This is a genomic window from Microbaculum marinisediminis (genome assembly GCF_025397915.1).
GTDB classification, from domain to species: domain Bacteria; phylum Pseudomonadota; class Alphaproteobacteria; order Rhizobiales; family Tepidamorphaceae; genus Microbaculum; species Microbaculum marinisediminis.
On the sequence record NZ_JALIDZ010000019.1, the window covers coordinates 1 to 6045 of the forward strand.

Genomic DNA, 6045 nt, shown 5'->3' on the forward strand with positions numbered 1-6045 from the left:
CGCGACGATCGCGCGTGCCGGCGACGAGACGGACTCAGTCCGTGCGCCCGCCCTCGTAGAGCGCGAGATGGCCCTTGCGCAGCAGCGGGAAATCGCCGGTGGCGCCCGGCTTGCGGGGCGGCGGGCGGAAGTGGCCGGAATTGTTCGGCCACAGGATGTCCAGCGCGGTGAGGTCCAGGCTCACGACCGGATAGGCGCCGAGCCAGTAGGGCTGGTCCAGCGGCATGGTGGCGCCGATCATGCGGGTGAAGGTGGCGCCGCGATTGACGAGCGGCAGCACCAGCGTTTCGAACGGACAGGTGTGACCGCGTTCGGTCTGGCCGGTAAAGCCCACGAGGGCACCGGTGCCTTTCGTGACGACCGTGTGCAGGAGCGTCGACAGCGCCTCGCGCGCCTGGTCCGACCAGCCGTCGAGCCAGTTCCTGCCCTTGAGCTCCTGGCCGAAATAGCCGCAGACGCGGGTGCCGGCGAGCCGGTAGGCGTACTCCTTGTCGGGCGACACCTCCAGGATGAAGGTGTCCGACAGCATGGCGCCGATCTGCGTGGGCTCGATTTCGTGGCGCATCGGCGCCGGCCGCTCGCCCCGCAACTCGTCCCAATAGCGATACAAGGTGCGATTGGCAGCGTGTCTGATACTTGTCCCATGGCGACCACCACGGAACTCAGGTGACTTCCACATACGTCTCCCTCCGATCCGATCTGTCCCCGGTTGACACCGCCTTGCCAATCAGGTGCTTAGCGAAAGGGTGAATCGCAGGTTGCGTGCCAATCGGACCTGCCCGCAGAAATAACTGACGCAAGGGTTTGAAACGCGGTGCAAAATCGACGCGAGCCGATCTTCAACCTGCCCGCGACCATCGTCGTGATCGGCGTCGTTCTCACCGCAATCCACAGCGTGACCTTTGTCGTGAGTCCGCAGACATGGCTGTGGACCGTGCTCACCTTCGGGTTCCTGCCGGCGCGCTACGACCCCGCTTTCGCGTATTACGGGCAACTGCCCGGCGGGCTCGCGGCCGATGCCTGGACGTTCGTCAGCTATGCGTTCCTGCACGGGAGCTGGATGCATCTGGGCATCAACGTCGCCTGGATGGTGGCGTTCGGGACGCCCGTGCTGCGCCGCTTCGGGACGGTCCGCTTCCTCGTGCTTTCGGGCGTCGCCGCCGTCGCCGGCGCGGCGCTGCACCTGGCCACCCACTGGGGCGAGGCGGTTCCGATGATCGGCGCCTCGGCGGCGATCTCGGGACAGATGGGCGCGGCGGTGCGGTTCGCCTTCCAGCGCCACGTGCTGTTCGGCATTCCCGACGACAACGATGAGCGCTGGAAGCAGCCCGCCGTGCCACTGGTCGAGGCGTTCCGCGACATTCGCGTGCTCGCCTTCGTGGTGATCTGGTTCGCCGTCAATCTCGCGTTCGGGGCGACGCCGATGATCCCCGGCCAGGACGCGCCGATCGCCTGGCAGGCGCATATCGGGGGATTCCTGGTCGGCCTGCTGTTGTTCGGGATCTTCGATCCGGCGCGGCCGCCGAAGCAGCCACAGGGGACCGGCGCCGACGGCGGCGAGCGCGGGCACTAGAACAACGGTTCCTGGTAGCGCTCGATCCCGTCGACGAGCAGTTTCTTGATCGCCGCGCGACCGTCGGAATCGACGGCGACGACCACGGTGACGCGGCCATCGTTGCGCACGTTCTCGAGATTGCGGCCTTCGCCTTCCGGCACGAAATACTGTTCGATGCCGTAGTCGACGCGCAGCGTGCGGCAGGGCGCGGGGCAGCCCTCCGGATCGTCGACGGGCGGGGGCCCCTCGTAGGCCGAGACGACGCGGCCGCGTATCACCGTGCGCTCGGGCAGGGCCGGCGGCTGGTGCTTGAACACGCCCGCCGGGCGCGCCGGGCCGGCGAGGCTGGTGTCCAGCACGACCCAGATCGGATCCCTGGCGCTGAAGCCGGAATCGCCGCCGATCACGCCGGGCCGCAGCGTCGTGATGTCGTATTGCAGCCGCACGAAATCGCCGCGGAACAGGTCGCGCGGATCGACGGGCACCACGTTGAGCGTCACCTCGGCGCCGGTGCGCAGCAACTCGGCGCGGCTCATCACCATCCAGCCGAGCGCGGCGGCCTGAAGCGCCAGCACGATAACCAGGCGCAGCGCCACGCCCTTCCATCTGCGGGGCGGGGCCGTCATGCCGGTTCTCCCTGTGTTGGCGGGCTCAGGCGGCGCTGCAGGCGCACGAGGATGGCGGCGAGGCCGATCAGGAGGAGGCCGCCGACGAGGAAGAACAGCGCGGTGTCGAGCAGCGTGCCGAAGGTGACGAAATAGAGGTAGAGCACCTCGCCGGCGAAGGCGAGCAGGCCGAACGTCGCCGCCGAACGGCTGTGGCGCCGCGTGCCGTAGGCGGCCGCCCAGACGCTGGCGGCGATCACCAGGATGCCGAGCAGCACCTGAAGCGTGAGCGAATTGGCGAAATCCGTGCTGTTCGCCGCCGCGAGCGTCAGGCCGGCCGCCCCGACGGCGGCGAGGATCGGCACCGCAGCGTCGAGCGCAATCCCGCGAAGGCCGGAGGCGGCCGCGGCAAGAAGCAGCGACCCGATCGCGGCGACGACGACGGCGGCGATCAGCGCCATGCGCTCGTCGCCGATATCGGGCGTGGGACCGTCGCGCAGGGCGAATTGCAGCAGAATCAGCAGCGCCAGGAACCCGAACAGCCCGTAGGTCGACAGAACGGCGCCGAACTGGCCGGTCTTCGCCCAGTCGGCGCGGGCGGTGACGATACGGCCCGTCCCGAACATCGCCAGCGCGGCCGCGGTGCACAGGCCGACCGCGGTGGCGAAGGTCAGGTCCGTGGTGTCGGCAAGCTGGAACACCACCACGACGATCCAGCCCGACAGCGCCAGCACGACGAGATGCATGCCCGGCCGCCAGGCCCAGGCGCCGACGACGACGGCCATCAGCGCCAGCGGGATCAGGAACGGCCAGTGGACGATCCAGCCGAACTCGATCATCTCGTACCAGCTCCACAGGCCGAGCACGACGAGGGCGAGCGCCAGGGCGGCGCGCGAGGGACCGAGAACGGCGGCGAAGAAGGCGCCGGCCCCCCACATCAGCAGGGCGTCGGGATAGTCGCCGGAGATATGATAGCTCTGGGCGACCAGCATGATCGCGGCGCCGAACAGGGCGGCGCCGGCGAAAATCGCCGCATCCGAGAACCAGGGATGGCGGGCGCGGTCGAACAGGACGGCCGATCCGTAGCAGACCGCCATGCCGCCGACGAGGATGGCGAGGCGCAGCGGGCGGGCGATCTCTGACCAGTTGGCGGCGACGAAGGCGATCGCGGCGAAGGCGATCAGGATCGCGCCGAGAAAGCCGATGACGATGGCCGTGCGCGGGCCGCCGTCCACCTTGACGGTGTCGAGGATCGCCTGCGCGGACTCCTGGGTGACCCAGCCGCGCTCGCGCCAGGTGCGGAGATCGGCCTCCAAGCGTCGTTTGTACAGAGCGTCCAGCATCACCGTATTGCCGCCGAGCGAATTGCGCGATTTTCGGGCGAACGATTGCACCTTGCCCGACTCGGGCGCATCATACCCGGTCTAGCCACCCATGGAGAGACGTATCCAGGGAGATACTGTGTATGACCGTAGCCGTAATACTCACCCGCAAGGGGCGCGACGTCGTCACGACCGGCCCAGACAGCCGCGTGTCGGACGTTTGCGATCTTCTGGAGACGAAGGGGATCGGGGCCGTCGTCATCAGCCATGACGGCAGCCGGGTAGACGGAATCTTTTCCGAGCGCGATTTCGTGCGCGCCGTCGCGCGCCAGGGATCGGCAGCGCTCGAGCGCCCGGTGCGCGACTACATGACCAAGGCGGTCGTCACCTGCGAACCCGAAGACCTGGTCGCGAACGTGATGCGCAAGATGACCGAGGGCAAGTTTCGCCACCTGCCCGTTATCGAGGACGGCCGGCTGGCCGGCGTCATCTCGATCGGCGACGTGGTGAAGCACCGTATCGCCGAAGCCGAAGCCGAGGCGATGGCGATGCGCGAGTACATCACCGCCTGAGGCCCCGTGGCGTACCCCGTGGCGCACCCTGTGGGCCACGGGTGATCAGGCCCTTTCGGCCCGCCCGAGCGTATCGACCGCTTCGGCGATCTCTTCCAATGCGCGTTCGGCCGCCTCGATACCGCCCGCGATCGCCTCGCGGGCGCGGTGGAACTCGAACAGGCCGATCTTGCGCATGCGCGGGGCGACGGTGACGTCGGGCGGATCGCCGCCCAGGCGGGCGCGGGCGATGCGGTCCTGGGTGATGTTGAAGGCATCGATCATGACCGAGGAAATGCCCGGCGCGCCGTCGCGGTGGCCGAACATCTGGCGGCGCACCATGCGCCCGGCCGACCGGGGCGGCGGCGCCATCGGCTCGGCACCGTTGTCGTCGCGGGCCTCGTCCCAGTAGGGCTGGATGGTTCCGCGCCCGAAGACGTCGGCGTGCAGGTTGACCGCGATCACCAGCCGCGCGCCCATGGCGCGGCAGACGGAGACCGGGACCGGATTGACCAGCGCGCCGTCGATCAGCCAGCGGTTGGCGAGCTTCACCGGCCGGAACACGCCCGGCAGCGCGTAGGAGGCGCGCATCGCATCGACCAGGCTGCCCTGCGACAGCCAGATCTCGTGGCCGGTGTTGAGCTCGGTGGCGATGGCGCAGAACTTCCGCGACAGCGACTCCGTGCGGGTGTCGCCGAACTGCCTTTCGAGCAGATCGCTGAGGCGGGTGCCGGTGATCAGGCCGGAGCCGCCGAGATTGAAGTCCATCAGCCCGAACATGCGCCGGCGGTTGAGGCTGAGGGCGAAGTCCTCGAGGCCGTCGAGCTTGCCGGCGGCATAGCAGCCGCCGACGACGGCGCCGATCGAGGTTCCGGCGATGATGTCGGGGGCGTAGCCGGCCGCCTCCAGGGTGCGCAGCACGCCGATATGCGACCAGCCGCGCGCCGCGCCGCCGCCCAGGGCGATGCCGATCGTCGGGCGGCCGGGCCTTGCCGGACGCGGTCCGTCTTCCGTCGGCTTGTCGACCGTCGACACCGTTTTCACCCGACGTGCTACCCTGACCCGACGTGTTACAGCCTGGAACACGATGTCCCCCAGAAGGACTCTGACTTCAACCGGCACTCGGTTCCAGGTCTGTCAAGCAAGACTGACGCCAGAAGGGATGGCGTTGCCGGCCCCGTCGGCGGCATGAACGCAGCGAAATGCGCCGATTCGGGGGCGAACCTGCTTTGGCGAACCGCGGGATTTCTAGGCGTCGTCGGCCGGATCGACGCGCAGCACCACGCCCTTGGCGGGATCCACGCCCAGCGGCACGCCGCGATAGAAGCAGGAGCGCCGGCCGGTGTGGCAGCTGTTGCCGTCGCCGCCGACCGTCACCCGGATCCAGACGGCGTCCTGATCGCAATCGACCCGCATCTCGACGATGGTCTGTACCTGTCCGCTGGTATCGCCCTTGCGCCACAGCTCCTGGCGCGAGCGGCTCCAGTAGTGGGCGATGCCGGTCTCGATGGATTTCGCCAGCGCCTCGGCGTTCATGTGGGCGAGCATCAGCACCTCGCCGGTCGCCGCGTCGGTCGCGACGCAGGTGACGAGGCCGTCGGGGCCGAACCGGGGCGTCAGCCGGTCGCCGTCTTCGAGTGCGGCCTTGTCGCCGGGGGCAGGGAAGAGCGTATCCATGGCGCCGACACAAAGCGTCCGGCGCGGCGAATGTCAATCGGGAGCCGAGCGGCGGCGGGCGACAAACGACGGCGGGGAGTGCGTTGGGCGTCCTTGCCGATACACGAACAGCCGGAGCGCCCATCCTCCTTTACGTCATTGCCGGGCTTGACCCGGCAATGACGGGCGTGTGGCACGAGATGCCCGGGTCGCGCCCGGGCATGACGCGGGACGGGAGAGGTTACGGCGATACGGCGCTGGCCCCTGGGCTCCGGGTCAAGCCCGGAGCACGCGGCTTCTATTTGGATCACCACTGCTGCCACCCGACCAGACGCGTGTCCCGGACGTGATCCGGG

The 6045-nt window shown here is 68.9% G+C and carries 7 protein-coding genes; 2 read left to right on the plus strand and 5 right to left on the minus strand.

From position 1 onward, the window contains the following. Positions 1-34: 34 nt before the first annotated feature. On the minus strand, positions 35-679 hold the full coding sequence (locus MUB46_RS24000; protein WP_261618512.1) for a PAS domain-containing protein: 645 nt from the start codon (positions 677-679) through the stop codon (positions 35-37). 135 nt (positions 680-814) lie between these two features. On the opposite strand from MUB46_RS24000, the gene MUB46_RS24005 reads away from it, so the two are divergent. Next, on the plus strand, positions 815-1573 hold the full coding sequence (locus tag MUB46_RS24005; RefSeq protein ID WP_261618513.1) for a rhomboid family intramembrane serine protease: 759 nt from the start codon (positions 815-817) through the stop codon (positions 1571-1573). Here MUB46_RS24005 and MUB46_RS24010 read toward each other — a convergent pair. Both MUB46_RS24010 and MUB46_RS24015 read right to left on the minus strand, forming a co-directional pair. Further along, the gene (locus MUB46_RS24010; RefSeq protein ID WP_261618514.1) at positions 1570-2181 is read right to left on the minus strand and encodes a GDYXXLXY domain-containing protein; all 612 of its coding nucleotides are present in this window, start codon (positions 2179-2181) and stop codon (positions 1570-1572) included. The genes MUB46_RS24005 and MUB46_RS24010 overlap by 4 nt on opposite strands. Next, a complete protein-coding gene (locus MUB46_RS24015; protein WP_261618515.1) occupies positions 2178-3554 on the minus strand; it encodes a DUF2157 domain-containing protein in 1377 nt (458 codons plus the stop codon). The genes MUB46_RS24010 and MUB46_RS24015 overlap by 4 nt, the downstream gene beginning before the upstream one ends. A gap of 71 nt (positions 3555-3625) precedes the next feature. On the opposite strand from MUB46_RS24015, the gene MUB46_RS24020 reads away from it, so the two are divergent. Beyond that, on the plus strand, positions 3626-4054 hold the full coding sequence (locus MUB46_RS24020) for a CBS domain-containing protein (RefSeq protein WP_261618516.1): 429 nt from the start codon (positions 3626-3628) through the stop codon (positions 4052-4054). Positions 4055-4099: 45 nt separating this feature from the next. Here MUB46_RS24020 and MUB46_RS24025 read toward each other — a convergent pair whose 3' ends face one another. Continuing rightward, positions 4100-5068 (minus strand): patatin-like phospholipase family protein, encoded by a 969-nt coding sequence (locus tag MUB46_RS24025; protein ID WP_261618517.1) that lies wholly within the window; start codon positions 5066-5068, stop codon positions 4100-4102. A gap of 213 nt (positions 5069-5281) precedes the next feature. Then, positions 5282-5710, minus strand: a complete 429-nt coding sequence (gene hisI, locus MUB46_RS24030; RefSeq protein WP_261618518.1) for a phosphoribosyl-AMP cyclohydrolase — start codon at positions 5708-5710, stop codon at positions 5282-5284. Positions 5711-6045: the final 335 nt, after the last annotated feature.

Bases quoted from the DNA above. Each gene is read 5' to 3' on its own strand.
- MUB46_RS24000 (WP_261618512.1), bottom strand. From the start codon at position 679: ATGTGGAAGTCACCTGAGTTCCGTGGTGGTCGCCATGGGACAAGTATC.
- MUB46_RS24010 (WP_261618514.1), bottom strand. From the start codon at position 2,181: ATGACGGCCCCGCCCCGCAGATGGAAGGGCGTGGCGCTGCGCCTGGTT.
- MUB46_RS24020 (WP_261618516.1), top strand. From the start codon at position 3,626: ATGACCGTAGCCGTAATACTCACCCGCAAGGGGCGCGACGTCGTCACG.
- hisI (WP_261618518.1), bottom strand. From the start codon at position 5,710: ATGGATACGCTCTTCCCTGCCCCCGGCGACAAGGCCGCACTCGAAGAC.